The sequence below is a fragment of the Paenibacillus sp. JJ-100 genome (assembly GCF_948329825.1).
Classification (GTDB): domain Bacteria; phylum Bacillota; class Bacilli; order Paenibacillales; family Paenibacillaceae; genus Paenibacillus.
Window position 1 is genome coordinate 413,981 of sequence record NZ_CAOJCM010000003.1, and the last position, 25,788, is coordinate 439,768.

General features: G+C 46.3%; 24 protein-coding genes. 16 read left to right on the forward strand and 8 right to left on the reverse strand.

From position 1 onward, the window contains the following. Positions 1-13 precede the first annotated feature (13 nt). From PQG66_RS14920 to PQG66_RS14940, 5 genes are all read right to left on the reverse strand, one after another. The gene (locus tag PQG66_RS14920) at positions 14-733 is read right to left on the reverse strand and encodes a 3-ketoacyl-ACP reductase (RefSeq protein WP_272038517.1); all 720 of its coding nucleotides are present in this window, start codon (positions 731-733) and stop codon (positions 14-16) included. Positions 734-810: 77 nt separating this feature from the next. Then, entirely contained in the window at positions 811-1,710 is a 900-nt protein-coding gene (locus PQG66_RS14925) for a DUF4097 family beta strand repeat-containing protein (protein ID WP_272038518.1), read from the reverse strand. Then, on the reverse strand, positions 1,707-2,312 hold the full coding sequence (locus PQG66_RS14930; RefSeq protein WP_272038519.1) for an HAAS signaling domain-containing protein: 606 nt from the start codon (positions 2,310-2,312) through the stop codon (positions 1,707-1,709). The genes PQG66_RS14925 and PQG66_RS14930 overlap by 4 nt, the downstream gene beginning before the upstream one ends. Further along, positions 2,305-2,634 (reverse strand): PadR family transcriptional regulator, encoded by a 330-nt coding sequence (locus PQG66_RS14935; protein WP_272038520.1) that lies wholly within the window; start codon positions 2,632-2,634, stop codon positions 2,305-2,307. Before PQG66_RS14935 ends, PQG66_RS14930 begins: the two co-directional genes overlap by 8 nt. A gap of 284 nt (positions 2,635-2,918) precedes the next feature. Next, positions 2,919-4,460: an FAD-dependent oxidoreductase gene (locus PQG66_RS14940; RefSeq protein WP_272038521.1), complete on the reverse strand. Its 1,542-nt coding sequence runs from the start codon at positions 4,458-4,460 to the stop codon at positions 2,919-2,921. 370 nt (positions 4,461-4,830) lie between these two features. Between PQG66_RS14940 and PQG66_RS14945 the strand changes: the two genes are divergently transcribed. Beyond that, complete coding sequence (locus tag PQG66_RS14945; RefSeq protein ID WP_272038522.1) at positions 4,831-7,662, forward strand: glycoside hydrolase family 3 C-terminal domain-containing protein; 2,832 nt, start codon at positions 4,831-4,833, stop codon at positions 7,660-7,662. Between the two features lie 99 nt (positions 7,663-7,761). Here the strand turns inward: PQG66_RS14945 and nrdG are convergent, their stop codons facing one another. Then, positions 7,762-8,271: an anaerobic ribonucleoside-triphosphate reductase activating protein gene (nrdG, locus tag PQG66_RS14950; protein WP_272038523.1), complete on the reverse strand. Its 510-nt coding sequence runs from the start codon at positions 8,269-8,271 to the stop codon at positions 7,762-7,764. After that, a complete protein-coding gene (locus tag PQG66_RS14955) occupies positions 8,268-10,229 on the reverse strand; it encodes an anaerobic ribonucleoside triphosphate reductase (protein WP_272038524.1) in 1,962 nt (653 codons plus the stop codon). Before PQG66_RS14955 ends, nrdG begins: the two co-directional genes overlap by 4 nt. A gap of 378 nt (positions 10,230-10,607) precedes the next feature. Here PQG66_RS14955 and PQG66_RS14960 point away from each other — a divergent pair, with 378 nt between their 5' ends. Together PQG66_RS14960 and PQG66_RS14965 are read left to right on the forward strand one after the other, a co-directional pair. After that, positions 10,608-12,248, forward strand: coding sequence for a hybrid sensor histidine kinase/response regulator (locus PQG66_RS14960; protein ID WP_272038525.1), 1,641 nt, complete (start codon positions 10,608-10,610; stop codon positions 12,246-12,248). Positions 12,249-12,454: 206 nt separating this feature from the next. Further along, the gene (locus tag PQG66_RS14965) at positions 12,455-13,393 is read left to right on the forward strand and encodes an aldo/keto reductase family protein (protein WP_272038526.1); all 939 of its coding nucleotides are present in this window, start codon (positions 12,455-12,457) and stop codon (positions 13,391-13,393) included. A 133-nt stretch (positions 13,394-13,526) separates the two neighbouring features. Here PQG66_RS14965 and PQG66_RS14970 read toward each other — a convergent pair whose 3' ends face one another. After that, positions 13,527-14,642, reverse strand: coding sequence for a GGDEF domain-containing protein (locus tag PQG66_RS14970; RefSeq protein WP_272038734.1), 1,116 nt, complete (start codon positions 14,640-14,642; stop codon positions 13,527-13,529). A gap of 294 nt (positions 14,643-14,936) precedes the next feature. Between PQG66_RS14970 and PQG66_RS14975 the strand changes: the two genes are divergently transcribed. From PQG66_RS14975 to PQG66_RS15035, 13 genes are all read left to right on the forward strand, one after another. Next, positions 14,937-15,332 (forward strand): Fur family transcriptional regulator, encoded by a 396-nt coding sequence (locus tag PQG66_RS14975; protein ID WP_272038527.1) that lies wholly within the window; start codon positions 14,937-14,939, stop codon positions 15,330-15,332. Then, positions 15,308-16,120, forward strand: a complete 813-nt coding sequence (locus tag PQG66_RS14980; protein ID WP_272038528.1) for a winged helix-turn-helix transcriptional regulator — start codon at positions 15,308-15,310, stop codon at positions 16,118-16,120. The genes PQG66_RS14975 and PQG66_RS14980 overlap by 25 nt, the downstream gene beginning before the upstream one ends. Positions 16,121-16,124: 4 nt before the next feature. Next, complete coding sequence (locus tag PQG66_RS14985) at positions 16,125-16,499, forward strand: hypothetical protein (protein ID WP_272038529.1); 375 nt, start codon at positions 16,125-16,127, stop codon at positions 16,497-16,499. Positions 16,500-16,843: 344 nt separating this feature from the next. After that, positions 16,844-18,295, forward strand: coding sequence for a catalase (locus PQG66_RS14990; protein WP_272038530.1), 1,452 nt, complete (start codon positions 16,844-16,846; stop codon positions 18,293-18,295). Positions 18,296-18,475: 180 nt separating this feature from the next. Beyond that, a complete protein-coding gene (locus PQG66_RS14995; RefSeq protein WP_272038531.1) occupies positions 18,476-18,892 on the forward strand; it encodes a BlaI/MecI/CopY family transcriptional regulator in 417 nt (138 codons plus the stop codon). A gap of 1 nt (position 18,893) precedes the next feature. Next, a complete protein-coding gene (locus tag PQG66_RS15000) occupies positions 18,894-19,754 on the forward strand; it encodes a M56 family metallopeptidase (protein WP_272038532.1) in 861 nt (286 codons plus the stop codon). A 58-nt stretch (positions 19,755-19,812) separates the two neighbouring features. Continuing rightward, positions 19,813-20,238 (forward strand): DoxX family protein, encoded by a 426-nt coding sequence (locus PQG66_RS15005; RefSeq protein WP_442955103.1) that lies wholly within the window; start codon positions 19,813-19,815, stop codon positions 20,236-20,238. Between the two features lie 297 nt (positions 20,239-20,535). Further along, complete coding sequence (locus PQG66_RS15010; protein ID WP_272038533.1) at positions 20,536-21,237, forward strand: pirin family protein; 702 nt, start codon at positions 20,536-20,538, stop codon at positions 21,235-21,237. 48 nt (positions 21,238-21,285) lie between these two features. Continuing rightward, a complete protein-coding gene (locus PQG66_RS15015) occupies positions 21,286-21,624 on the forward strand; it encodes a hypothetical protein (protein WP_272038534.1) in 339 nt (112 codons plus the stop codon). Between the two features lie 284 nt (positions 21,625-21,908). Further along, entirely contained in the window at positions 21,909-22,862 is a 954-nt protein-coding gene (locus PQG66_RS15020) for an ABC transporter permease (protein ID WP_272038736.1), read from the forward strand. Between the two features lie 2 nt (positions 22,863-22,864). Next, positions 22,865-23,827 (forward strand): iron chelate uptake ABC transporter family permease subunit, encoded by a 963-nt coding sequence (locus PQG66_RS15025; RefSeq protein ID WP_272038737.1) that lies wholly within the window; start codon positions 22,865-22,867, stop codon positions 23,825-23,827. Continuing rightward, positions 23,821-24,579, forward strand: a complete 759-nt coding sequence (locus tag PQG66_RS15030) for an iron ABC transporter ATP-binding protein (protein WP_272038535.1) — start codon at positions 23,821-23,823, stop codon at positions 24,577-24,579. The genes PQG66_RS15025 and PQG66_RS15030 overlap by 7 nt, the downstream gene beginning before the upstream one ends. A 46-nt stretch (positions 24,580-24,625) precedes the next feature. Further along, on the forward strand, positions 24,626-25,618 hold the full coding sequence (locus PQG66_RS15035) for a siderophore ABC transporter substrate-binding protein (RefSeq protein WP_272038536.1): 993 nt from the start codon (positions 24,626-24,628) through the stop codon (positions 25,616-25,618). Positions 25,619-25,788: the final 170 nt, after the last annotated feature.

Sequence of the window (25,788 nt, forward strand, 5' to 3'; positions counted from 1 at the left end):
CGATTCCTGTACTTTATTGCGGATTCGTTGTCCAGATTCCTGCGGCTTTGACAAATACACGGTCGGACAGCTTGAGTGTTGCCAGCGCAAGCTCGGCTACATCTTCGGCTTGCATCATGCGATCCTCGTCTCCGATTTTGAGTCCAGCATTCACAGCCAGTTCCGTATTCACGGTGCTTGGTGTCAATGCAGTGACACGAATATTGGATTTGCGAACTTCTTGCATCAGGGATTCTGTCATGCCAAGCAAAGCGAATTTGGAGGCACAGTACGCGGAACCTGTAGCGAACCCACGCTCGCCTGCCGTGGAAGCGATATTAATGATGCTGCCACTGCTTTCCTTGATCATGCTCGGAAGAACGGCACGTGTGACATAGTATGTACCCATGACATTGACATGCAGAATGCGTTCCCACTCTTCAGGGTCCATATCCAAGAGTGTTCCGAAGCTTGCAATACCCGCATTATTGATCAGGATATCCACTGCGCCAAGTTCCATTTCAATGGCTGCTACCGCTGCTTCCGCTTGGGAGCGATCCGAGATGTCAGCAGCTGCACTTGTTACTTTTACGCCGTATTCCTGGCTAAGAGACTCTTGAAGGGCTTGAAGATCCGAAGCGGTACGGGCAATCAGGCCCAAGTGTACACCTTCTTTGGCGAGTGCTTCAGCAATCGCACGTCCAATACCTTTACCGGCACCTGTGATAATAGCTGTTTTATTTTTTAGTTCCATGAGTAATCCTCCTCAGCTTATGGGTTAGCATTTGATTATACTATACTTTACCCTAAGATCGGAAATATGCTTCGTGGCTATTTCACAATCTCAATGCTACCGGAGGTTGTACTTGCTTGAATCCGATCCTGGCTTAAAGCGGGTGATTCTGGCATATCAACATCGCCGGAAGTGGCTCGTGCATCATATATGCCTTTAAAATCAGGTGCAGCTTGAATGAAGATATCCCCTGAAGTCCCGGAAGCGTTAATGGATGCAGCATGGGACTGTTCGATATGAATGCTGCCCGAAGTGAACTCGACATCGGCAGCACCGTTTAATTTCGTAATCTCGATATCTCCGGATTGGATGGTACTCGTTACTTTTCCAGTAATCTGATCAGCTGTGAAGCTTCCTGATGTTTGTTCTACGGTCATATCACCATTGATTGAGGAAGCGGCAATGTCTCCAGAAGTTAGAGATAGTTTCATCTGGGGAACTTTAACGTCTTGCAAACGAACCGATCCCGACGTATTCTGCAATTCCAATGACTGAGCATGAAGCCCGGTCAGATCCCAATCACTCGATGAAGCGTTCAGGGTGACATCATTCAGGCGATATCCTTGCGGCAAAGCTACTGTTATTTGGGAATCCCGTTCATTCCAATTCAGTGTAAAAAATTGAAATCGGTCACGCTGATTCCGGGATAGCTTGAACGTACCATCTGCGAATGTTGCCTGCTCAAAACTTTTGATTTCATTGGCACTCCACTGGCCATCCACCTCGATATATGCGATATCATCCGGGCTAACCACGAATTCAATATCCGCATCAAATTCTCCATCCATTTGAATGTTCTGTAGTTCTCCGGCTTTGAAATCCCAACGTTTGGCATAAGCCTCTCGATCATCTCCAAACTGAAAACCATAGATGGACGTTCCAAGTAAGCCAATACCGATACAGATGATAGCTAAAGCAATCCATTTTTTTGTACTCATTCAGAAACATCTCCTCTCATCACTCTTGCATTCCAACGAATATACTGAAGCGTAATCACCTTAAATGCTCTAAAAACAGATTTGGAGGCTATAGCAAACAAAATGCCGATCCCGAACAGCCCAATGGAAATGAAAATTTCTGCTTTTTCGAGATGACCCAGAAACAGATAGTCCACTGCAGCGGCTACAGGAGCTAGCACCAGCAAGGACAGTCCTGCAAGGGTTAACCACACGGACCAGAGGCTAAGACCGATCGGAATCATGAGCATCAGATTGAGAAATATCAAGCCGACCGCTGCAAAAAAGTTCCTTGTAGCCCGGTTTCGGCTGCTGGGGGGCTGCATTTCTCTGAATGTTGGTACATCGAAGGGGTCGACACCAGATGTGTCGGAGGTCTCATGAGCGTTGTACCGATCACCCAGTGCTTCGCGTGCAATTTCTTCCGGGCGACCAAGCTCACGTGCGATATCCTCTTCGGACCTGCCTTCACGTAAACCAAGGACAAAATGCTGATCATAATCGGCGAGCAGTTCGGCTCGTTCTATTCGGTCCATCGGACGCAAATACTTCTCCATGTCCTGCATAAATTTTTGTCTATTCATCTCGGGTTCCTTCCTCCATCAGATTAGTGACGTTGCGCACAAACGCGTTCCATTCTGTACTTAATGCAGCCATATATTCACGACCTGTATCCGACAATCGGTAATATTTGCGCGGTGGTCCCTCGCTGGATTCTTGTAGATATGTGGTGCAATATCCCTCATTAACAAGCCGGCGAAGCAAAGGGTACAGTGCACCTTCGGCAACTTCGATATGTTTGGAGACCGCCTGAGCCAGTTCATAGCCATATCGATCCTGACGATGAATCAAAACCAGGACGCATAGCTCAAGCACCCCTTTTTTGAACTGGATGTTTACATTCACATCGGTTCCTCCTGCTTCTGTTTGATAATCACTAGTATGTATTGATCAGTAGTGGTGGATACATCATAGCACTCACTAGTGTTTAATGCAAGGTAGTGTTTATAACTAAGTTCCAAGTTCTATACCAGCATACGCAAAAACCGGAGCGGTTACTTCCGTCTGGAGGCGGATACCGGTCCGGTCTAAGAGATGAAATATGTGCCCTGATCACTAACTTTGCTACGAATACAGGTTGTGGTTATCAATTCAAAGTAAGTTACCTGTTGCAGCTGTACCTCCTTGAATCAGGATTGCACATCAAGGATGGGCAGATCTTCTACAGCAGGACCTTCGATGACATGGCCCTCATAATTGAAACGTGAACCGTGACATGGGCAATCCCATGATCGTTCGCCGTTGTTCCATTCGACCTCACACCCCAAGTGTGTGCACGTTGTGTCGACCAGAAACAGCTTACCACTGGTATCTTTGTATGCACCGGCCCGTTTACCATTATGAGTGACAACGGCTCCTTCATCGTTGCCGATCTCACTTATATTTTTATGCACCATGCCTACTTTACCCGAGATTAACTCCTTGGCAACATTGACATTTTCGACAATAAAGTTCTTCATACCCGGATCGGCTTTGAATCTGGCAGGATGAAATACTTCCGCATGAGGATTATCCCTTCCGGTAATGCGGTCTGCCAGAAGATGTCCAGCCATGGTGCCGGTAGTCATCCCCCATTTGGCGAAGCCAGTTGCCACGTAAACCCGCTCATGTCTGCTCGTAATAGGCCCGATGTACGGCACCTTGTCAATCGAGATCATATCCTGCGCGGACCATCGAAACGGAATGTTACGAATACCGAAGGTTTCTGCTGCATATTGTTCCAGGCGCTCGTAATGGCCAAAAGTGCAGATGCCTTGTCCGGTTTTGTGATTCTCACCACCAAAAATAATATGTTCTTTTCCGTTATGAACAACAGTACGGAGCGAACGGGCAGGATTATCATCGGAAATGTACATGCCGCCCGCATAAGGTTTCTCCGGTTCAACCATAACCGCATAGGACCGTTCGGCATGAAGACGAGTAAAGTAAAATCCGGGATCATATACCGGGAAGTGAGAAGCGACAACGATATGCTCCGCCGTAACGAATGAACCACCATACGTTCTTATGCGTAGAGATGCTTCTTCTTCGACATCGGTCACAGTAGTATGCTCATAGACACGCACGCCTTGCTTCACTGCTTCATCCAGCAAATAGTGCAGATAAGCTAGTGGATCAAAACGTGCCTGACCTGGCATGCGAATCCCTGCTCTGGCTGGGACCGGAATCGGAAGCGGGTCTACCCATTCACCGGGAATATTCAGTTTTCCGTAAGCTGTAAGTTCGATCTCCAGTTTTTTGATATTTTCTTCAGATTGAATATAGACATAGGCGTCCTCATCGGCCCACTGGCACTGGATTTGTTTATCATTCACCAGCTGGCGTATCCACTTCGCAGCTTCTGCATTACCCTCATAGTACATACGTGCCTGTTCGTGTCCGAAGTGGTGCATAATTTCATCATAGATGACTCCATGCTGTGCAGATACTTTGGCCGTTGTATGGCCTGTTGTTCCATCCAACACTTTTCCAGCTTCAAGTAAAACAACACTCAGACCGGACTGTGCAAGCAAGTAGGCTGTTGTAATGCCTGCGATCCCAGCGCCGATAATAGCTACGTCCGCAGTCGTATCCTCTGCGAGTTTCGGATAGGTATCGAACGTATTCGAGGCACGCCATAAAGACTCCGGAACCGGCGGCAGGTTTGTTTGCAATTGCTCGTTTTCACTCATATATTGTTCTTCCTCCTAGATCTGGATCAGACCCTAATTTATGACGTTAGGTGTATACATGTCCCTACTTCTATTCAGGATTGCCAGAGAGTACCAGAAAAAAACGAGTATATATATTTTTTATATAGGACGGAGAAAGATTTCTGGAAGGAAGCCTCTGTTTTTTTGAATCCATTTGCTTTATAGTAGGAATATCGAAATCGTTTTAGGTTCTGGTGTAGTAGAGTGTGTAAATAGAAAAACATGTTCATTTATAAGGTGTTACCAACTATTTATGTGATGTAATTTAGCAATTATAATGTGTTTTCAGGAATTAAAATGTATTCGCTATCATAATGATCTATATTTCAAATGTTGAAGGAGACTTGATATGACGACTCATCAAACGAAATATCCGTTTCAAGATACGACACTTGAGCTTAACGATCGGGTGAAGGACCTCGTATCTCGCCTGACGGACGATGAAAAAATCGAATCTATGCTGCAATACCAGCCGGCCGTGGAACGCTTGGGGATTGCTGCGTATAAACATGGAACGGAAGCTGCGCACGGCCTTGCTTGGCTTGGTGAAGCTACGTCTTTTCCCCAGCCTGTCGGGCTGGCATGTACGTGGGACACGGATCTGATGAAGCAGATCGGCTCCGTTATCGGAGACGAGGCTCGTGTATTTTACAAACGCAACCCTGCTGTCAATGGTCTTACACTTTGGGCACCCACAGTAGATATGGAGCGTGATCCACGCTGGGGCCGAAACGAAGAAGCCTATGGGGAGGACCCGGAGCTGACTGCGGAGCTGACAACGGCGCTGGTGAAAGGGATTCAAGGTGATCATCCCAAGTATTACAAGGCGGTAGCGACGCTCAAGCATTTCCTCGGCAACAATAACGAAGTGGATCGGGGTAGTGGTTCATCCAGTATTGATCCACGTAATATGCGTGAATATTATTTGAAAGCCTTCGAGAAGCCGTTCAAGCAAGGCGGTGCACAGTCCATGATGACAGCGTACAACTCTATCAATGGTACACCTGCCCTGTTGCACCCTTATGTGAACGAAATTGTTAAAGGTGAATGGGGGATGGACGGTTTTATCGTTAGTGATGCGGGCGACGTGATGGGCATCAAGAATGATCATAAATATTATGATTCTCATACCCCAGGTACGGTGGAGTCGATTCAAGCAGGCATTGACAGCATCACCGATGATGCTGAACTATCCAAACAAGCTCTTCGTGAAGGGCTGGAGCAAGGATTGCTCACGATGGAGGATATCGATAAAGCCTTGTTCAACACGTTCCGTGTTCGTTTCCGTCTGGGTGAATTCGATCCGGAAGAAGGCAACCCGTATGCAGCAATCGGCGAAGAATCCATGATGACGGAGAAGGCCAAAGCCTTATCTCTTCGAGCAGCAAGAGAACAAGTGGTACTGCTCAAGAACGAGAAAGGCATCCTTCCACTCGACAAAACCAAAGCAGGCAAAGTGGCTGTCATCGGACAGCTCGGCGGAACGGTCTATCGAGACTGGTATGCAGGCTCACTGCCTTACCGTATAACACCTCTGGAAGCGATTCGTGGCAAGGTAGGCAACGATAACGTAACTTTCAAAGACGGTGATGATCGCATTACGCTGACCTCCGCAGCAAGCGGCAAAAAGCTGGGACTTGTCAGAGCAGCAGGTTCACCTGAAATGGTAGTTAAAGCTTCGGGAGAAGCAGAGACGTTCCGAGTGACGGATTGGGGATTTGGCAGTTACACGCTGCAGGCGGAGAGCAATGGTAAATATCTGACGACAGATGAGCAGTCCGTTACAGCGTCAGCTAATGAAGTGTACGGCTGGTTTGTCAAAGAAGTATTTCATATGCTGCCACAAGCAGATGGACACGTGGGTCTTACAACATGGAATGGTAGAATCGTGACCGCAGCGAACGATGGACATGATGTGCTCAAAGTGGCTGAAGAATGGAAAGAATTCGGTGCTGCAGAGACATTCCAGCAAGATGTCGTCACCCGTGGAATTGATGAGGCTGTTGCTGCTGCGAAAGAAGCCGAGACTGCGATCGTATTTGTGGGTAATAACCCGCTCGTCAATGGTAAAGAAGAAGTGGACCGTCCAAGCCTGGAGCTGGCTGAATCACAGCAACGAATGGTGCAGGCTGTCTATGAAGCTAACCCGAATACGGTGGTGGTAATTGTGGGCAGTTATCCATTTACCTGCAACTGGGTTCAGGAGAACATTCCCGCAGTCCTGTATACGTCACATGCCGGACAGGAGCTGGGTAATGCAGTTGCAGACGTGCTGTATGGAGACTACGCCCCTGCTGGACGCCTGAACATGACCTGGGTACAGTCAGCAGATCAGCTCCCAGATATCCGGGATTACGATATTATTCAAGGTGGCCGCACCTATCAATATTTTGAAGGTAATGTGTTATATCCGTTCGGACATGGATTGACCTATGCCCCGTTTAAATACAGCAATCTGGAAGTTAGTCCTGCGCAAGCGGGCACAGAGGATCACGTGACGGTTCGTGTGGATGTAACCAATACCGGTTCAATTGCCAGTGATGAGGTCGTGCAACTGTATGTGCGTGCAGGTAAGTCTCGGGTAAAGCGCCCACTCAAAACGCTCAAAGGCTTTCGTCGTCTACATATTGAAGCTGGAGCCACAGCAACCGTTCATTTCGATCTGCCTGTTCAGGAACTGGCCATCTGGGATGTTACCCGTGACCGCTACGTGGTAGAGGAGGGGATTTACTCTATCATGGTAGCTAAGTCCTCATCCGATGTGCAGCTAGTTGCCGATCTGCAGGTCGATGGAGAGACAATCCCGCCACGTCATCTGGGGATAACTACACGTGCTGAGAACTATGATGCTTATCAAGGTGTGGAACTGGATGAGTGTAAAGAGGGCGGAACAGCAGTCCGTGTGATTGGAGAGCAAGGATGGATTGCTTTTAAGGAGGCTGACTTCGGTAACGGAGCAACTGCATTGGAGGCACGCGTATCCTCAGAACAGCAAGATGCTGTGCTGGAAGTGAGATTGGGTGCGCCAGATGGCACCATTGCCGGCCGTGTAGAGCTCGCACAGGGCGGTGCCCAGCAGTGGTCCACGGTTAGAGCTGAACTATCAGGAGCAGAGGGAATACAAGACGTCTATCTCCTGTTGACATCTGGCATTCGAATTTGTCATTTTGAGATGCGTTAGATCTAACAAAAGAAAAGCAGGTTCTGTTGACAAGAAACGTGACAGAGCCTGCTTTTGTATTGTGTTGTTTTGTAATGATAGAAAAAAACAAAAACATCGTTACACTCCATCGAGCTGTAAGGTAACGATGTCTCCGGTTGCTTGTGTTGCACTCACATCAATCAAACGCTGGTTGCGACTTCCGCGAAAAGGCAGAGACACATCGCGCTCAGTTGCAATATATCTTCCGTCGATAATTACATCGCATAACCGTGCAAGCTCTGCTCTCTCTTTGTCTTTAACGAGTTCCTCGTATTCGAATCCGGTGTAGGCCCATACCGACAGATCTGGTCGTGCATCCCGTAACTGACGCACCCACTGGGTACATTCTGCTGCTGAGAAAAAGGGGTCACCCCCGCATAACGTTATACCGTCGAGGAGGGGATGGCTGATGACTTCCTGTAGAATCTGCTGCTGCCGCTCTTCTGTGAAGGGTTCACCCGCCCGGAAGCTCCATGAGTCGGGGCTGAAGCAGCCCGGACATGCATGGCGACAACCGCTGATGAACAGAACGGCACGCAGCCCTGTTCCTTCATTGACCGATTCGGGAATATAACCAAACAGATTCACCGATGCTTCACCCGATCCCGCACTTCGGCCTGCTTCGCAGCATTGAAGCGTACCTTGTAATCCCCTGTCAGGTACCCTGTAACGCGTCGAAGGCGCTGGAAGTGTACTTCATTTTCGTGAACTTCGCATTCTGGACAGATATCTCCGATGACCCCTTCGTACCCACATGCCGGGCAGCGATCAATCGGATGATTGATGGAAAAGTAACCGATATCCTGTGCCAACGCGTACTGCACGATTCGCATAAAGGCTGACGTGTTCGCTCGCACATTGCCATCAAGCTCGACATAAGAGATCGCTCCGGCATTACAGAGGGCATGGAATGGAGCCTCCAGCTCGATTTTACGGTAGGCCGGGAGAGTATAGTAGACTGGAATGTGGAACGAATTCGTATAATATTCACGTTCATTCACACCAGATATGGAGCCGTAACGTGCCCGATCTAGCTTGGTGAATTTGCCAGATAAACCTTCAGCAGGTGTAGCAAACAACGTAACGTTCAGGTTGTGTCGCTCACTCATTCGATCACAGAATTTTCTCATTGTGCGGATTACATTCAGCGCTTCATGATGTACATGCATATCTTGTCCATGGTGCCGTCCATACATCGCCATCATACATTCAGCGAGTCCGATAAATCCGATAGACAACGTGCCGTGTTTTAATAGGTCGGCAACCGGCTCATCCGGTTCCAGATTCTCTCCGCCTTCCCATACGCCTTCACGCATCATGAAGTCCGATGATTTGGCAGGCTGTTTCTTCTGAATAGCATAACGATGAAGCAAGCCGTCAAGAGCAAGGTTCATCATTTTGTCCAGAGCTGTATAGAAACCTTCTCGATCAGGGACAGGCCGATTTCCTCGGCAGATTCCAAAACGAATCCCCAATTTGACCAGATTGACCGTATTGAAGGACAGGTTCCCTTTCCCACTCTGTCGGTTCCGTCCAAACCGATCCGCAAGGGTGCGTGTGCGGCAACCCATAGTCGCAATAATCGTATCCGGGTCTTCTGGTCGATAGAAGGGCAGATTAAACGATGCGTCCACATTGACAAAGTTAGGGTACATACGCCGTGAAGAACAGGTTACTGCGAGGCGAAACAAGTCATAATTCGGATCACCCTGAGCCTGATTAACCCCTTGTTTGCACTGGAAAATATGCTGTGGAAATACGGGTGTTTCTCCGTGTCCAAGGCCCCTGATCGTTGCTTCCAGCAGGGAACGGGATACAAGACGACCCTCTGCTGAAGTGCACATGCCATAGTTCAGTGATGTAAAAGGAATCTGTCCCCCAGCCCGGCTGCTCATCGTATTCAGGTTATGTATAAGCGATTCAGCAGCTTGTCCGGTCTCCAGAACCGTCTCGTCATAGGCAAAGGCAAAAGAACGCGGGCACTGCTGCTTCGCTTCGGCGCTGTCCAGGTGAAGCTGCTCGTCTGCCAGCGGTGCATGTTCCTCGAAGAGGCGCTGCCCTTTACGGAAATGCTTAGCAAATGAACGCTGCACATAAGGTGCCAGATCCCAGTCTATTTTGTTGGCTGATACGCCTCCGTACTGACTATTTTGCTGAGATTGGAAGATGATTGCGACCAGTGCCATCGCAGACATGATTGTTTGGGGTGTACGAACCGATCCGTTACCTGTATTGAAGCCAGAAGCCAGCAACCGATCAAAAGGAATGAAGATACAGTTGGTCGTTCCCAGGGCGTACTGGTCCAAATCGTGTACATACAGATCGCCATGATCAACAGCATCGGCAAGCGCCTCTGGCAACACATGACGCATGGCATGCCACTTGGCTGTCTCCGACCCAAGCCTGCTCATCTTGCCACTGAAGGAATCTCCGTTCAGATTCGCATTCTCTCTCAGTGTATCAGCGTCCTCTGCGCCAATAATACGTCTTCCCAGGTCAGATAAGAGATCCGATGCCGGTGGTGCGGCATACTCAAGTATAGTCATATTAAGGTACCTCCTAGATGATTATTATAGATCATTATTTTTAAAATATATTAGCTATACACTACATGTAGATTCATATTATCCATTTATAAACTATATGTGGATTTTTGGGTGTGATTATGATCACACCCCTAGAGAGGGAACAATTCATTTCCGTGATGGGTCGCGGGTTAAAGGTTCCAAAAGCTCAGACAACAGCGTATAATCTCTAGTTATCTTGTATGTACAAATAAATCTCTTACGCTCCTGCAGTGTTACGATATAAATATAGTTGAAGATATCTTCCGGATTACCTAGCAGAGTACGTAATTTGACATTCTAATTTGACTTTCTAACAAGCCAAGTGGATATCAGCATCTAAGACAAGAGAGGTGAACTATGGGTACGGTAGAAGGCATCAACAGAGGTTTCTTTGAAGATATTGAAGAAGCAGCGGCCCATATTGTGGATGTATTAAGTGGCATATTGAGAGTCAATACCATTTTCGTAGCTACGAATGATGGGGTGACCAATGTCATTCTGGAAGCCTTCAACCGCAATGAAGAATTAGTCATCAAAGGTACTGCAATGCCATTCATAGAATCCTATTGCAGCCTTGTATTAAAAGACAATGGTAATATAATCAACATTTCGGATACTCGTGAGCACTCCATCACCAGATCCATGGATGTTACAAATGGGTTGGGAAACCGCTTTTTCTTAGGAGTACCTATTCTGAGAAGAACAGGAGAAGCCTTTGGGACAATCTGCTTAATGGATGATCCAGGCTATGTAATCAGCGAGGCAGACATGAAGACATTGCAAGCTATGGCTGTGTTTTTGGGATATGTGATTGACCTCGAGAATACGCTTCACGTTCAGGGGCAGAAGCTCAATGACTCAGAACAGCAGCAAGAAAAGCTACAAGCCGAGAAGGAACGTGCCGAATTGGAGTCCACGGCCAAGAGCCAGATGCTCAAGCTGATGAGCCATGAGATTCGTAATCCACTGAATGGGATTTTGGGATTAACAGACTTGATGCGAACACCGGATATGTCGGAGGAACAAGTCGAGTATGCAAATATGATTGAGAATAGTGGAAAAATATTACTTTCACTACTCAACAACATGATGAACTTTAATATTAACGATGCTGGAAAAACGATTATTCATGATGACCCTTTTGATCTGGTCAGCACCATCGAGGACACGGTCTACCACTATGCAGGTATCGCCTCCAGCAAAAGGTTAGAACTTGGATTAAATCTTAATCTGAATGTGTCACAAGTTTTCATTGGTGATGAGATGAAGATTGGTCAGCTCTTGGATCATGTGATGCAATATGCAATCGATTCCACTCGCGAAGGTAGTGTACTGGTTACAGCCGAGATGAGGGGGGAGGAGTTGGAGGAGACCAACCTTCTCGTGCTTCGAGTAAGATATACGGGACAGATGTTATCTGATAACCGATTGCCAACCTCACTGGTCAAACCTAAGGAGATCAAAACGGAAAATTTGATGGGAAGCAATCTAGGTCTGGCGATCAGCCAGAACTTGGCGATTCTGATGCATGGTCGGATTCAGGTGAATAGCAAGCAAAACAATGAGACAGAGTTTCTAATATCGTTGCCATTACGTAAATACTGGGATCTTCCACAGATTACAAGTGTACAACAACGTCTGAAAACCAAAAAAGTGCTGCTAGCCAAAGATCCAGATATTTTGCAAGGCGTGTCTACCTTAATGCGCAATTGGGGTATGGATGTACACATGACCTCGGGCTCTGCTACAGCATATGAATGGATTAAAGAAGGATTTAGACCTGACGTTGCTGTTGTAGATATGGGATTGCGTGAAGGGATTACGGTCGATTTTGTTATTGAACTAAAACGACAGATTGACAATTTGCCCGTCATTGTCCTCGTCCCCTATGGGATGCATATCGATATGCATCAGTCAGATGCCTTTTTTGATGCTGTGTTAACGAAGCCTGTTCGGCAGACTGAGTTGCTCAATGCACTAAGCGTTATTTTGCCATAAAAATGGTCTCTATGAACTAGCTATGCAGGCTGTGTTGTTTCGCGCTAATGAAGATAAACGAATTGAGAGCACATCCTCTGAGGGTGTGCTTCTTTTTTGATGACCTTTCCCGGTCGTACACTTAGAGGTACTGCATTTGCGCAGATTAGGTTACAATAGGAAGTGGAACTTCAATCATATGGATCGAAGAGGAGGACATGCAATCAATGGATTATCGCAGACTGGGTGGAAGCGGACTGAAAGTAAGCGAGATCAGCTTGGGCAGCTGGTTAACGTACGGAGGTTATGTGGAACGTGAAAATGCGGTGAAATCGATTGAAACAGCATTCGATGAGGGCATCAACTTTTTCGATACAGCCAACGCCTATGAACGAGGAGCTGCCGAGGTACTACTAGGGCAAACGTTGAAAGCGTATTCTCGCTCATCCTACGTTCTCGCCACGAAAGTGTTTAACAAAATGGGTGATGGTCCTAACGATCACGGGTTGTCTCGGAAGCATATTATGGAGCAGTGCGAAGCAAGTTTGAAACGTTTGGGTACCGATTATGTTGATATTTATTATTGTCACCGGTATCACAGTGAAACACCGATCGAGGAGACGCTTCGTGCTCTGGATGATCTGGTGCGCCATGGCAAAGTGCTTTATGTAGGTGTAAGCCAGTGGACAGCGGCTCAGATGGAAGCAGCGCTGGGAACGGCAGATCGCCTGCTACTGGATCGCATTGTCGTGAATCAGCCAGTATATAATATGTTTGACCGTTACATTGAGAGTGAAATCATCCCATTGGGTGAACGTAAAGGTATTGGACAAGTAGTCTATTCTCCACTAGCTCAAGGTCTACTTACGGGAAAATACACCTCTGTCTCGGATATTCCGGAGAATAGCCGTGCTGCGAAGCTTGGCTGGGATGAAGGAAAGATAAATCCTGACCGCATAGGCAAAGTGAAGCAACTAATGGAAGTTGCTGATCAGCTTGATCTGAAGGTAGGGCAGCTCGCGTTAGCCTGGATTCTTCGACAAAAGAATGTGTCCAGTGCACTCGTTGGGGCTAGCCGCCCGGAACAAGTTAAAGAAAATGCAGCAGCTTCCGGAGTCAAGTTAGAGGCATCTGTAATTGAAGAGATTGAACAAATTCTTGCGTGATATTAAGTCTATATGGTTCTGTGAGAACGGAATTTGCTAAGGTATAAAAGAAAGGGATGACCAGCTTCTAGCCTTGTATTGAGGCAGACGGGCATCCCTTTTGGTATGTAGAGAGCTATTGTGTTTAAAACGGTTATAATGAACCGTTATTCACAACTGCAATATTGCGGGGTGGCAAAGAACAAACTTTGTTGCGCCCTGTATTTTTTGCTTCGTAAAGTGCGCGATCTGCCTGTTCAAACAGGTCATTGTCATCGATATCATCACAATGATCAGGATACACAGCTACACCAATAGAGATGGTCAGCTTTAACGTCTGTCCATCGGGTAATGTGAACAGGTATTTGGCGACAGTTTTCCGCACAGATTCAGCAATTGCCATGGATTGATGATATCCGCAATCAAGCAACAAGATTGCGAATTCTTCCCCACCATTGCGGGAGACAAGATCAGTGGAACGCCCATGTTGGACCAGCAATTGCCCGAGCTGTTTTAGTACGGCGTCCCCGGCAGAGTGGCCATAGGTGTCATTTACTTTTTTGAATCGGTCAATATCAATAGCCAAGAGGGATAGCTTCTGTTGACACTGTCTGGCATGCTGAAGCTCGGATTGCAGAGATTGCTCAAACTGCCGCCGATTACTCAGGTCCGTTAGATGGTCAGTGGAAGCACGGCGTTCGAGCAGGAATAACATCTCATTGGATCTGTTAATAAACTCCGCGATGAGATAGATGAAAATCCCGCCAGAGAAGGAAATAGACATCTGTATCGGATATACCTTCATCAAGGTAGTCATGCTGGTGGTATTCAGGAGTAGGACGATAAAGATCATGGTCATCCCCATCAGGTTCATCATGATAATTTTCGTTAGTCTAGACCATGAAGTATAGGCAAAATATACACCAGCCAGCCCGAGCAATATTATAGTGAAAGCCGCATCAATCGCGGAGGAAGTTAGACCAAACATAAGGATACGGAGGATGGCAATAATGAATGCCGATATTACTGAAGCCAATCCGCCAAGATATACGGCTGCCATGATGACGGCCAGATGTCTCAGATCTACAATTGTGGTGTCGTTTATTCGAAAAGAGTAATTCATAAGTACTGTACCATATAAACCAAATAACAAGCCGCCAATGGCCTGAACACGCAGCGAAGGAAAAGGCAAACGAATACGATAGAATTTAGCGAGAATCCCCGATAGGTACAAAAAGGTGATGATTACACAGATATTAACAAAAAACATACTTAACAACCAGCATACCTCCTTTTAAGGCATCCCTCTATTTTATCTGAAAATCGACGTGGCGGCGAACCATATAATCCCAAATGGTTGAGAGAATCAGGTCTAATTTTCTATAAAATACTAGATCAGACACGTATGGAGACAAGGTTGACTTTGATATACATTAAGATTTATACTTAATCTAAATCAAAATGGAAATCAAAAGAAAAGTTATACTTATCCTATAGAAAAGCCTAGCGAACGAAATTGTTCGAAACGGATACACGCTGAAAAAACAATAAAGGAGACCTTGTAGTGAAAACGTTAAATCTGATCATACAACGGCAAGCCGTATATGATGTCGTACGTAAATCAGAAGATCACCCTACTGCCGCCGATGTGATGAATCGTCTAGTGGAGCAAGGGTATAATCTGGCTTATGGTACGGTGTACAATTCTCTTCGATATTTAACAGACAAAGAACTGATCAGAGAGCTTAAACTTGGCGAAACAGCGAGTCGATATGATGCCCGAATGGATGATCACCAACATATTATGTGTGAAGTATGTGGCAAAGTGGACGAGGTGATGACAGAAGTCCCTCCACAATGGATGAAGCAGGTAGCAGCGGAAACGGGTTATGCAATTGATCATGCACATGTGGTGTTTGGAGGTGTATGTGGGGAATGCAAAAGCAAAAGGATCAAGTAAAACTGAAATGGTCGGGCCGGCGGTTACCGCTTCGGGTCAAACCTGTTCTAGCGGATTCAGGGGCTGAACCCTTTGTGGACAATTGCCCGGTTACAAGACGGGTCATTCTGATCAGCCCCATGCCGGGTCAGGTACATGAATTAGTTAAAGCTCTGACCGATAGCTGTTTTGATGTACTTGTGTTTCATCGCTGGGAGCCAGATCTCCACGAGCGTCTTGTGTTTGATCTGCTGATCTATGATCTCTCGGTTGCCGGAACAATCGATGCATTCGCAGGAATTAGCAGCCGATTGAATCGCGAAGCTGAACATATGGCACCATGTCTGTACTTGGTAGGAGAGAAGATGATTGGCAGCGCAAGCGGACCCATGCTTCAGGAGGAATTGCTTGTATGGCCAGCACGCCCGCAGGAGGCACTTTATCGGGTACAGCGGATGATCGGCAGTAGTCCTGTGATGCCCAAACGTGCCTTCTTACCCCAAGAGGGACAGCGAATCGGATTCAAGGATCTGACGCTCGATCGGGAACGCATGAGTGTACAGCGTGATGAGGAACGAATTCATCTGACCAAGACAGAATATGATCTGTTGCTCAAGTTGATTGATGCCAAAGGTGCAGTCATCTCACGTGAAGAGATGCTAAACGACATCTGGGAGACTGATTTTACAGGTGGCAGTAACGTGGTCGATGTTCATATCAAAAGCTTGCGCAAAAAATTGGGGGATAACGCGTCATCCCCGCAATATATCGTAACGGTAAGAGGCGTTGGCTACCGCCTGGCAGATTAGATGGATGAGAAAAATAGTGGTCAATGGGGCCACCTATTGGTGGAGCTATAGTACGGTCAGAGATGTTTACTGCAGGTCCAGGCTGACCATCATTACGGATAATAAGGATATGAAATATATCATATTATTTGTAACCAGGGATACTCCAATTTCCGGCAGTCCTTTGAATGAAGGATTACGAATGGAAAAAGAGGATTTAACGTACGCCGTTAATTTGAACCAGCCTAAATATGTGGCAGAAGTTTTATGTTTTTTACTTGAAATGGAATTAGATAAGAGCGTGAAGAAGGTGCAGGAGCTGAATGGCAATGAGCTGCTAATGCGAATGGGTTATAAGGATCTTACAGGGCTGATGATCCAGGAACATGACTTCTCATAGAAAAAGGCACTTGAGGAGCAGCAGTCATCACTGTGAATCTGACTTGTTCATGCTCATTAAAGATGAAGCAAAAAGCGGAGACCGTTATTAGACGGTCTCCGCTTTTTTGTTTTTTCAGTGGGATGAAAGGAGTTTAGTATCCTTCATATTTCATTCATCTTTACCGCAGTAACCTCATCCTAATCTCATATGAACCTCATGCAGCGAAGCAATGGGACATGTTAGAATCATTTTAACAGTTAGATCAAGTCTAAATGTATATTTGAGCGAATGACGAATATGAATTGAATTAGTAGAACGATACAGCAGCAGACAAGATACCCATACTAGAGGAGGACGACAGGATGACAGATCGTTTGACAACCAACCAGGGAGCTCCAGTAGGAGATAACCAAAATTCAAGGACAGCAGGAAGAAGAGGGCCTACCCTGCTGGAGGACTACCATCTGATTGAGAAGATTGCGCACTTTGACCGTGAGCGTATTCCTGAACGGGTTGTGCATGCGAGAGGTGCAGGGGCACATGGTGTGTTCAAGCTGGAGCAGAGCATGAAGGCATATACGACGGCTGATTTCTTGCAGGAGCCTGGTACCGAGACGGATGTGCTTGTACGGTTTTCGACGGTTATTCATGGTACGGGATCTCCCGAGACCGCACGGGATCCACGCGGGTTTGCCGTTAAATTTTATACACGTGAAGGCAACTATGATCTTGTGGGTAACCATCTGCCGGTTTTCTTTATACGTGATGCGATTAAGTTTCCGGATATGGTACACTCCCTTAAACCTGCTCCAGACACCAATATTCAGGACCCGGCGCGTTATTGGGACTTCATGACCCTCTCGCCGGAATCTACACATATGATGACCTGGCTGTTCTCAGACTTGGGGACTCCGGCCAGTTACCGTGAAATGGATGGATTCGGGGTGCACGCTTTTAAATGGATTAATGCCGAGGGTAAAGTGCACTATGTGAAATACAAATGGGAATCGGTGCAAGGCGTTCGTGCTTACTCCCGTCAGGAAGCTGCTGAAGTCCAAGGACAGGATTTCAATCATGCGACTCGTGACTTGCACGATCATATCAAAAATGGGGATTATCCGCAGTGGAAGCTGCAAGTTCAGTTAATGAAGCCGGAACAAATGGATGATTTCTCCTTTGATCCGCTGGACCCGACCAAAACATGGCCAGAGGATGTTTTTCCGTTCCAAACGGTAGGAACGATGACACTGAACCGTAATCCGCAGAACTTCTTTGCAGAAGTAGAGCAAGCGGCATTCTCACCGAGTGCACTTGTACCAGGGATTGAGCCATCAGAGGATAAATTACTGCAGGGTCGTCTGTTCTCTTATCCGGATACACAGCGTCATCGCCTTGGCCCTAACTATCTACAGATTCCGGTCAATTGCCCGTATGCACCTGTGCGCAATCATCAGCGTGATGGGCTCATGAACGTGAACCAAGATCCATCGCCGGTAAACTATGAGCCTAACAGTTCGGGGAACAGTCCACAGGAGGACCCAGCTTATCGTGATAGCCGAGTTCCATTACACGGCCATGTAGTACGAGAAAAGATCGAGAAAACAGATGATTACACGCAGGCAGGCGAACTGTTCCGCTCATTCACACCTGTAGAGCAGCAGCATCTACTGGATAATTTGACGAATGATCTCCGAGCCGTACCTATGGACATTCAGATGAGAGCATTGTGCCACTTTTTCCGCGCTGATGCACAGCTAGGTGGGCGATTGGCTCAGGGTTTGGGCGTAGATATCTCTGCGCATATGCCGAAGTAAAGCAAACGAAAGCATGATACGAACCGGGCAGGACTGCAATGTTGCAGAATAGCCCGGTTTTTTTGTTTTTTATCCTCAAATGAAAAACAAATTTACAAATCTTTTACATAAAATAGCTGACATAGAGGTTGACTTCTCGTCTTTGTACACTACAATGGGTAGTGTGAGGGGTGTCTGACGATGAGAATACTTAATTTCAAAGTAGGTGAGCGCGGGCTCAACCGTTTTTTTGGCCCGCTGGAGGCCAAGATTATGGATATTCTATGGGCTAATCCTGGCAGTAGCATTCGCGAAGTGCAGATGGCATTGGAGCAAGAAAAAGACGTAAATTTCAATACGGTTATGACTGTGATGAATCGTTTGGTGGATAAGGGATTACTCAGTAAAACACAGAAGGGCCGCACATCATTATACCAGCCGGTCCAGAGCAGGGAGGCATTTATGAATGATCAATCCAAGGAATTGTCCCAAGAATTAGTGGATGAATTCGGAACTCTGGCTTTGAATCATATGCTTGACGCACTGGATGAAGCCGATGAGGGCTTGATCGAACGATTGGAAATGAAAATTAAGCAATGGAAAAAGGATAACGATTAGGATGTGGAGGACCCGTTCCAAGATTTTGTTCACCGTCGGGTTTGGTATTCCGGTACTTGTGCTTATACAGATGTTCATGTACGCGATGTATAAAATATTTGGATGGGACATCCGGCTGAATGTATTATGGCTGTGTAATCACTGGATGAGCCGAATGGGTTGGATGTCTATAGGTCATTTTCTGTTAATGCTGGTCGTGCTGACCTTTGCGGGTACAGGCTGGCTATTGTCTCGGCGGATTATTCAAACCCGAGCTGCGATCACTAAGCTTCGTTCAATGGAGATTCGAGCTTGGTCAACGGAGCTCAATGCAAGATACCAACACCTCAAGAAACCACGGTTCCTTGTTGTGGACAAATCTTCTCCAGTAGCGTTTACCATTGGTTTGTGGCGGCCTTGCATTGTGCTATCCACTGGGCTGCTCAGCATGCTGGACCCGGAAGAAGAAAAGGCAGTGGTATATCATGAAGTTCATCATCTGTGGCATCGAGACCCGCTGAAAACAACACTACTTTCGGTATTTGCTGTCATGATGCCGTATATTCCCGTATTAAAACATACCTCGCAGCAATATCGTATCGTGAGAGAGATTTTGGCGGATAACGAAGCCATTGAACGTACCGGTAATGCTGCTGGTATTGGCAGTGCACTCTTGAAACTTCTCAAGGCATGTTCACCATCCGGAGAGAGACGGGAAATGATCATACAGTCCTCGTTTGCCGATACATCAGTGAATGTGCGCATCTCGCGTCTTCTCAATCCTGAACTGGACGTTACACTTCGGTTACCGCGTTACGCCATTCTGATCTCAGCAACCGTGTTTCTGCTGCTGTCCATTCTTTTTGTATGGTCGATTGGATAGAGCGCGGCGATGAACGAGGATCCATAATGAACAAGAATAACAATGAAAAGGGAGATGAATGATGAATAATAAAAGCATTGAAATTGGACTGTTTTTCTCAAGGATTATGATTGGTCTTATCTTTATGTTGCATGGCTGGGCCAAATTCGAGGGTGGAATTAGTGGTACTGTAGGCTTTTTTGAAAGTATAGGCATTCCGGGTTTCATGGCATCGGTTGTTGCAATCATTGAGCTGGCAGGTGGTGCAGCTATGATTCTGGGTCTGGGTACACGTGTATTTGCCTTGTTGTTTGTCGCTGTGATGGTCGGTGCGCTGTTTACAGCTAAAGCGGGTCAGCCGTTCCTGAGCGGAACAGAGTTTGACTATATGCTGATGGCAGGCTCTTTGACTCTTCTCTTGACGGGAAGTCGTTTTCTGGCGCTGGATTATCTGTTCAACCGCCAAGGAAGCGCACGTCAGAATAGTCAGAATATGAGTGCCTGATCTGCATCAGAGGGGAATACGAATGTGCACGATTGTACACAACCAAGAACACCAACAAAATGATAGTCTACAAGCATAAAAGAAAGTGTTGAAAAGCAGGAAGGTTCTTGAGACTAGGCTCTTTGCTTGCCAGTTCGATAAGGTAATGATGATTACCGGATCGAATGGACAAGTAAAGAGCTTTTTTAGTTTGGACGAAAGAACGTTACTTTTGATATAATGAAAATAAGTATGCTACTAAGAAAAAATAAGAAGAATTTGGTACGCACAATAACAGGTTTAAGGAGGTTGCGCCATATGATTAAGATCATTCCATCCGAAGCACGTTCCAGCTTTGATCGGGGCTGGCTGCGCGGTAGTCACAGCTTTTCTTTTGGGGAATATCAGGACCCGGACAACACCGCCTTTGGACCGATGCGGGTAGCTAACGATGATATTATTGCACCAGGTCGAGGTTTCGGTGCACACCCACACAGTGATATGGAGATTGTATCCATCGTGCTGAATGGCAAGCTGAGACATGAGGATAGTCTGGGTAACGTTGCAGTAACAGGTTTTGGCAGTATTCAGCGCATGTCGGCAGGAAGCGGCGTCATTCATACAGAGCATAACGCCTCAGATACCGAGGAAGTTAGACTTCTACAGCTTTGGTTTATGCCACATACGAAAGGGCTGCAGCCATCCTACGAAACGACTTCCTTTGATGTATCCGCTCTTGAAGGGGCTATTGTGCCTGTAGCATCATCTCAAGGTGGGCCACGGACAGCCACGGTTCATCAAGACATGACCATTTACCTTGGGCGGTTATCGAAAGGCAAGACGCTTGATTTCGAACAAAACGAAGGTCGCCGCGTCTACATTTTCTCCATCGAAGGCAAGCTTGGACTTCAACAGGAACATGTGTTACACACAGGAGATACGGCACGGATCGAAAAGACGGCTTCCCTGAAGCTGGAAGGGCATGAGGATACCTTCTACATGTTGATTGATCTGCCTTAGTTAAGAAACATAAATTCTCACTCCAAGATCAAAGGAGGAATGATCCGTATGGCACAGCAGGAATGGTTCATGGTAAAACACGGTGTGACCGGTCGCGGACTAGCGAATAGCAAGACAGATGCAGAGCTGTCCTATCGATTTCAGCAGGAAGGAACAGGATATCTCTTCACCGTGACAGGGCTGGACGAGCAGACCGTGAACAAGATTCTGGAGCTTCGACAGGAATTGAATGTATTCCGGTTCGTACAGCGCAAAGACCGGCCTCTAACAAAGCATTGGTATTATGTTGATGGAGACCGTGTAAAATATGATAAAGAGCGGTATACTCTTATCATCTATGCCAAGTCAGAGATTCAATATGTACCTGATGAGTATTTTGCAGATTGATGCTCTACTTGAAGACATAGAAATCATTGTTTGAACCTTCCAATCGGGAGGTTTTTTCCTAATGGATGTAGGATAGAAAGATTAGATGTTGCACCTTGATTGTTTAAGGAAATTCAATAAGATTCTATAAAATGGATATTAAAATTAAACATCAAAAGGTTGACACTTTAAAATAGATGTCGGTATACTGATTATCATTGATAATGAATATCAATATCAGCGAACAGAGCAAAGTAGAGCAGATGTGCATGTTTTACAGCGATACTAAGGGGATAAATGCAGAGATGAAGTTAAGGTATATGTTGGTTGTGCTTGTGGTTCTATCAGTTGTGTACATATTTATTGGCAATTCAAATATTTCACCTTTGGATATCTTTCATCTGACTCCTGTTCAGCTACAAGTGCTGCAAGTCAGTCGCTTCCCTCGCTTAATCAGCATTCTGGTTGCGGGAATCAGCATGAGTGTCATCGGTTTGATCATGCAGCAGCTTACACGTAACCGATTCGTATCCCCAACAACTGCAGGTACGATGGACTCGGCCCGTCTGGGTATACTAGTTACGCTAATGTGGTTTCCTGGGGCATCCCCTCTGCAGAAGATGCTGGTAGCCTTTGCCTTTGCTCTTGCCGGAACGTTAATTTTCATGCGCATTCTGGAGAAGGTCAAATTCAAGGACACGATCTATATCGCACTGCTAGGATTGATGTTTGGTAACATTGTTAGCTCTGTAACGACATTTTTTGCCTACAAAAATGATCTGATCCAGAACATCTCTTCCTGGTTGCAGGGGGACTTCTCTACCATCATGAAGGGACGCTACGAACTGATTTACATCAGTATCCCTTTACTCATTATTGTATATCTGTTTGCCAATCGTTTTACACTTGCGGGCATGGGTGAGGATTTTGCAACCAACCTCGGACTAGCTTACCGACGAGTTGTGAATCTTGGTCTGATTCTTGTCGCCATGGTTTCGGCCGTCGTTATTATCACCGTAGGTACGATCCCGTTTCTGGGACTGGTTGTGCCGAACATAGTAACCCTCTATAAGGGAGATAACCTGCGTGATACGCTGCCGCATACGGCTGTTCTTGGTGCGATATTTGTGTTGGTCTGCGATATTCTCGGACAGCTAATCATCTATCCTTACCAGCTTTCTATCAGTCTGACAGTAGGTGTAGTGGGCAGTGTACTGTTCCTGTATTTATTGCTTCGAAGAAAGGCACATGGATCATGAAAATGAAATATACGGCGAATACTTGGAAATTCGGCTTGCTGATTGTTGCGGCAATGTTGCTCATCGGTCTGTTTCTGATCATTCAGGCTGGCGGCAATTGGGATTACATCTTACCCCGCAGAGGCAAAAAAATACTGGCCATCGTGCTGACAGGGGGCTGTATTGCCTACGCTACGACTATTTTCCAAACGATTACAAACAACCGGATTTTGACACCTGGCATTATGGGGCTCGATTCTCTATATATGCTGTTTCAGACCTTTGCCGTCTTTGTGTTCGGCAGTACGCACATCAGCTTTGTGAATAAAAACCTGAATTTCACCATATCGGTGATCCTTATGTCTTTGTTTGCACTCCTGCTGCACCGGTTTATGTTTCGCAAGGAACAGGGGCGTAATATTTATCTGCTTCTACTGGTAGGTTTGATCTTGGGAACGCTGTTCCAGAGCATGTCGTCCTTCATGGAGGTGCTGATCGACCCGAACGAATTTTTGGTGCTGCAAGGTAAAATGTTCGCAAGCTTTAATAATGTGAATACGGATCTTCTACTCATATCTATTCTTGCTATATTAGCAATTTTATTGTATGCGCGGAAATTCACAAAGTATCTGGATGTGTTGTCCCTTGGAAGAGATCATGCGGTCAATCTGGGTCTGGATTATCAGTACATTGTGAAAAGATTGCTGCTGGTAGTTATGATCATGGTTTCAATCTCTACAGCGCTGGTTGGCCCGATTATGTTTCTGGGCTTGCTCGTTGTCAATCTGGCACATCAGGTATTCCGGACACATCGTCACGTCGTGTTGATCTGGGGCTCCGTTCTGATTGCTGTGGTTGCTCTGGTTGGTGGGCAGCTCATTGTCGAGCGGGTGTTTACTTTTGCGACCACGGTCAGCGTTATTATCAATTTCATAGGCGGTGTGTACTTTATCTATTTGCTGCTAAAGGAGAATAAGTCGTGGTAGAAGTTCGAAATGTCACCAAACAATACGGGGGCGTCCGGGTAGTGGATGACGTGTCACTAAACATCCCCAAAGGAAAGATCACATCGTTTATCGGTCCCAACGGTGCAGGCAAGAGCACATTGTTATCCATGATCACCAGATTAATCGGCAAGGATGCGGGACAAGTGCTGATCGAAGGCAAGGAAATTGAAAGCTGGAAGAACAAAGACCTGTCACGCAAACTATCTGTACTCAAACAATCCAATCACATCAATATCCGATTGACTGTGGAGGATTTAGTGGCGTTTGGCCGATTTCCTTATTCGCAAGGAAGGCTGACAGCCGAGGATCGACAGTCGATTCAGGAAGCGATTGATTACATGGAACTGTCTCCTTTCCGAAAAAAATATCTGGATGAGCTGAGTGGTGGGCAGCGCCAACGGGCCTATATTGCCATGGTGATTGCACAGAACACAGAGTACATTCTGCTGGACGAGCCGCTCAACAACCTGGACATGAAACATTCCGTCCAGATTATGAAAGTGCTGCGTAATATGGTGGACGAGCTTGGTAAAACAATCGTTATCGTCATTCATGACATCAATTTTGCCTCCTGTTACTCGGATTATATTGTTGCCCTCAAAGACGGCCGTATCGTGAAAGAAGGCAAAACAGAGGACATCATTAACACGGATGTATTACAGGAAGTCTATGATATGCATATTCCGGTGCATGTCATTGATGGCCGGAAGATCGGCGTGTACTTTACTTAGGTGGAACATACAAATCAACATTAAACAGCGAGAGGGGTTTATTTTAATGAATACAAAAAAGGGTTGGTTATTTACATTGTTAGTTGTGCTGTCTGTTGTACTGGCAGCGTGTGGTGGCAATAAAGCAGAGGAACAGACTGGAGCTAGTAGTGGCAAAGGATCAGAAGCTGCTGCAGGAACAGAGCAGGCTGGTGACAGTGTAGTGATAAAACACAAGCTTGGTGAAACAACGGTGAAGAAAAATCCAGAAAAGGTTGTTGTGTTTGACTATGGCGTGCTGGATACACTCGATCAGCTTGGCGTTGAGGTAGCAGGTGTCCCACAGGAGGCGGTACCTTCTTATCTGGCTAAATATGAAGATGCGAAGTATACCAACGTAGGAAGTCTGAAGGAAGCTGATTTTGAAAAAGTGAATGCCATGAATCCAGATCTCATCATCATCTCTGGCCGACTGCAGGATTCCTATGAGGAACTTAGCAAGATTGCGCCAACCGTTTATATGGCTGTAGATAATGCGGATTACATGAATTCTCTGAGCAGCAACGTGAAAACGCTGGGTGAGATTTTCGGAAAAGAAGAGGAAGCAAAAGAGGCTATGGCATCGATTGAATCTTCCATTAAGGCTCTGCATGACAAAGTAACGGCTTCAGGCAAAAATGCACTGGTCGTGCTGACCAACGAAGGCAAGCTTAGCGCATACGGTGCGGGTTCCCGTTTTGGTGTCATTCATGACGTATTCGGATTCACTCCGTCGGATGCCAACATTGAAGTATCTACGCACGGGCAAAGCGTCTCATTTGAATATGTGATGGAGCAGAACCCGGATTATCTCTTCGTTGTGGATCGCAGTGCAGTTGTAGCAGGAAGTGGTGAGGCTGCACCAGCGAAACAGGTGATTGAGAACGATCTGGTTAAAAATACAACGGCTTATAAAGAAGGACATATCGTCTATTTGGATCCAAATTACTGGTACCTTTCGGGCGGTGGACTTGAATCGGTCCAGGAGATGATCAAGGAAGTCGACGCCAGCGTTCAATAATGAAGTAAAAGACTATAGATCATAGGCATGGCACCTGAAAGGTCTCTGTTTAACACAGAGGCCTTTTTGGTGCCTGTTTGTTTTAGGGGCACAATCCAATTTGTGAAAAAAGACCACATAATTCCTTGCCTTCTGGCACAAGCTACCTTGTATAAAAACAAGAATGGAGG

What these genes read in the sequence shown, in the direction of transcription:
- PQG66_RS14920 (WP_272038517.1), bottom strand. Translation starts at nt 733, where the DNA reads ATGGAACTAAAAAATAAAACAGCTATTATCACAGGTGCCGGTAAAGGT.
- PQG66_RS14925 (WP_272038518.1), bottom strand. Translation starts at nt 1,710, where the DNA reads ATGAGTACAAAAAAATGGATTGCTTTAGCTATCATCTGTATCGGTATT.
- PQG66_RS14930 (WP_272038519.1), bottom strand. Translation starts at nt 2,312, where the DNA reads ATGAATAGACAAAAATTTATGCAGGACATGGAGAAGTATTTGCGTCCG.
- PQG66_RS14940 (WP_272038521.1), bottom strand. Translation starts at nt 4,460, where the DNA reads ATGAGTGAAAACGAGCAATTGCAAACAAACCTGCCGCCGGTTCCGGAG.
- PQG66_RS14945 (WP_272038522.1), top strand. Translation starts at nt 4,831, where the DNA reads ATGACGACTCATCAAACGAAATATCCGTTTCAAGATACGACACTTGAG.
- PQG66_RS14955 (WP_272038524.1), bottom strand. Translation starts at nt 10,229, where the DNA reads ATGACTATACTTGAGTATGCCGCACCACCGGCATCGGATCTCTTATCT.
- PQG66_RS14960 (WP_272038525.1), top strand. Translation starts at nt 10,608, where the DNA reads ATGGGTACGGTAGAAGGCATCAACAGAGGTTTCTTTGAAGATATTGAA.
- PQG66_RS14965 (WP_272038526.1), top strand. Translation starts at nt 12,455, where the DNA reads ATGGATTATCGCAGACTGGGTGGAAGCGGACTGAAAGTAAGCGAGATC.
- PQG66_RS14970 (WP_272038734.1), bottom strand. Translation starts at nt 14,642, where the DNA reads ATGTTTTTTGTTAATATCTGTGTAATCATCACCTTTTTGTACCTATCG.
- PQG66_RS14980 (WP_272038528.1), top strand. Translation starts at nt 15,308, where the DNA reads ATGCAAAAGCAAAAGGATCAAGTAAAACTGAAATGGTCGGGCCGGCGG.
- PQG66_RS14985 (WP_272038529.1), top strand. Translation starts at nt 16,125, where the DNA reads ATGAGAAAAATAGTGGTCAATGGGGCCACCTATTGGTGGAGCTATAGT.
- PQG66_RS14990 (WP_272038530.1), top strand. Translation starts at nt 16,844, where the DNA reads ATGACAGATCGTTTGACAACCAACCAGGGAGCTCCAGTAGGAGATAAC.
- PQG66_RS14995 (WP_272038531.1), top strand. Translation starts at nt 18,476, where the DNA reads ATGAGAATACTTAATTTCAAAGTAGGTGAGCGCGGGCTCAACCGTTTT.
- PQG66_RS15000 (WP_272038532.1), top strand. Translation starts at nt 18,894, where the DNA reads ATGTGGAGGACCCGTTCCAAGATTTTGTTCACCGTCGGGTTTGGTATT.
- PQG66_RS15005 (WP_442955103.1), top strand. Translation starts at nt 19,813, where the DNA reads ATGATGAATAATAAAAGCATTGAAATTGGACTGTTTTTCTCAAGGATT.
- PQG66_RS15010 (WP_272038533.1), top strand. Translation starts at nt 20,536, where the DNA reads ATGATTAAGATCATTCCATCCGAAGCACGTTCCAGCTTTGATCGGGGC.
- PQG66_RS15015 (WP_272038534.1), top strand. Translation starts at nt 21,286, where the DNA reads ATGGCACAGCAGGAATGGTTCATGGTAAAACACGGTGTGACCGGTCGC.
- PQG66_RS15020 (WP_272038736.1), top strand. Translation starts at nt 21,909, where the DNA reads ATGAAGTTAAGGTATATGTTGGTTGTGCTTGTGGTTCTATCAGTTGTG.
- PQG66_RS15025 (WP_272038737.1), top strand. Translation starts at nt 22,865, where the DNA reads ATGAAATATACGGCGAATACTTGGAAATTCGGCTTGCTGATTGTTGCG.
- PQG66_RS15035 (WP_272038536.1), top strand. Translation starts at nt 24,626, where the DNA reads ATGAATACAAAAAAGGGTTGGTTATTTACATTGTTAGTTGTGCTGTCT.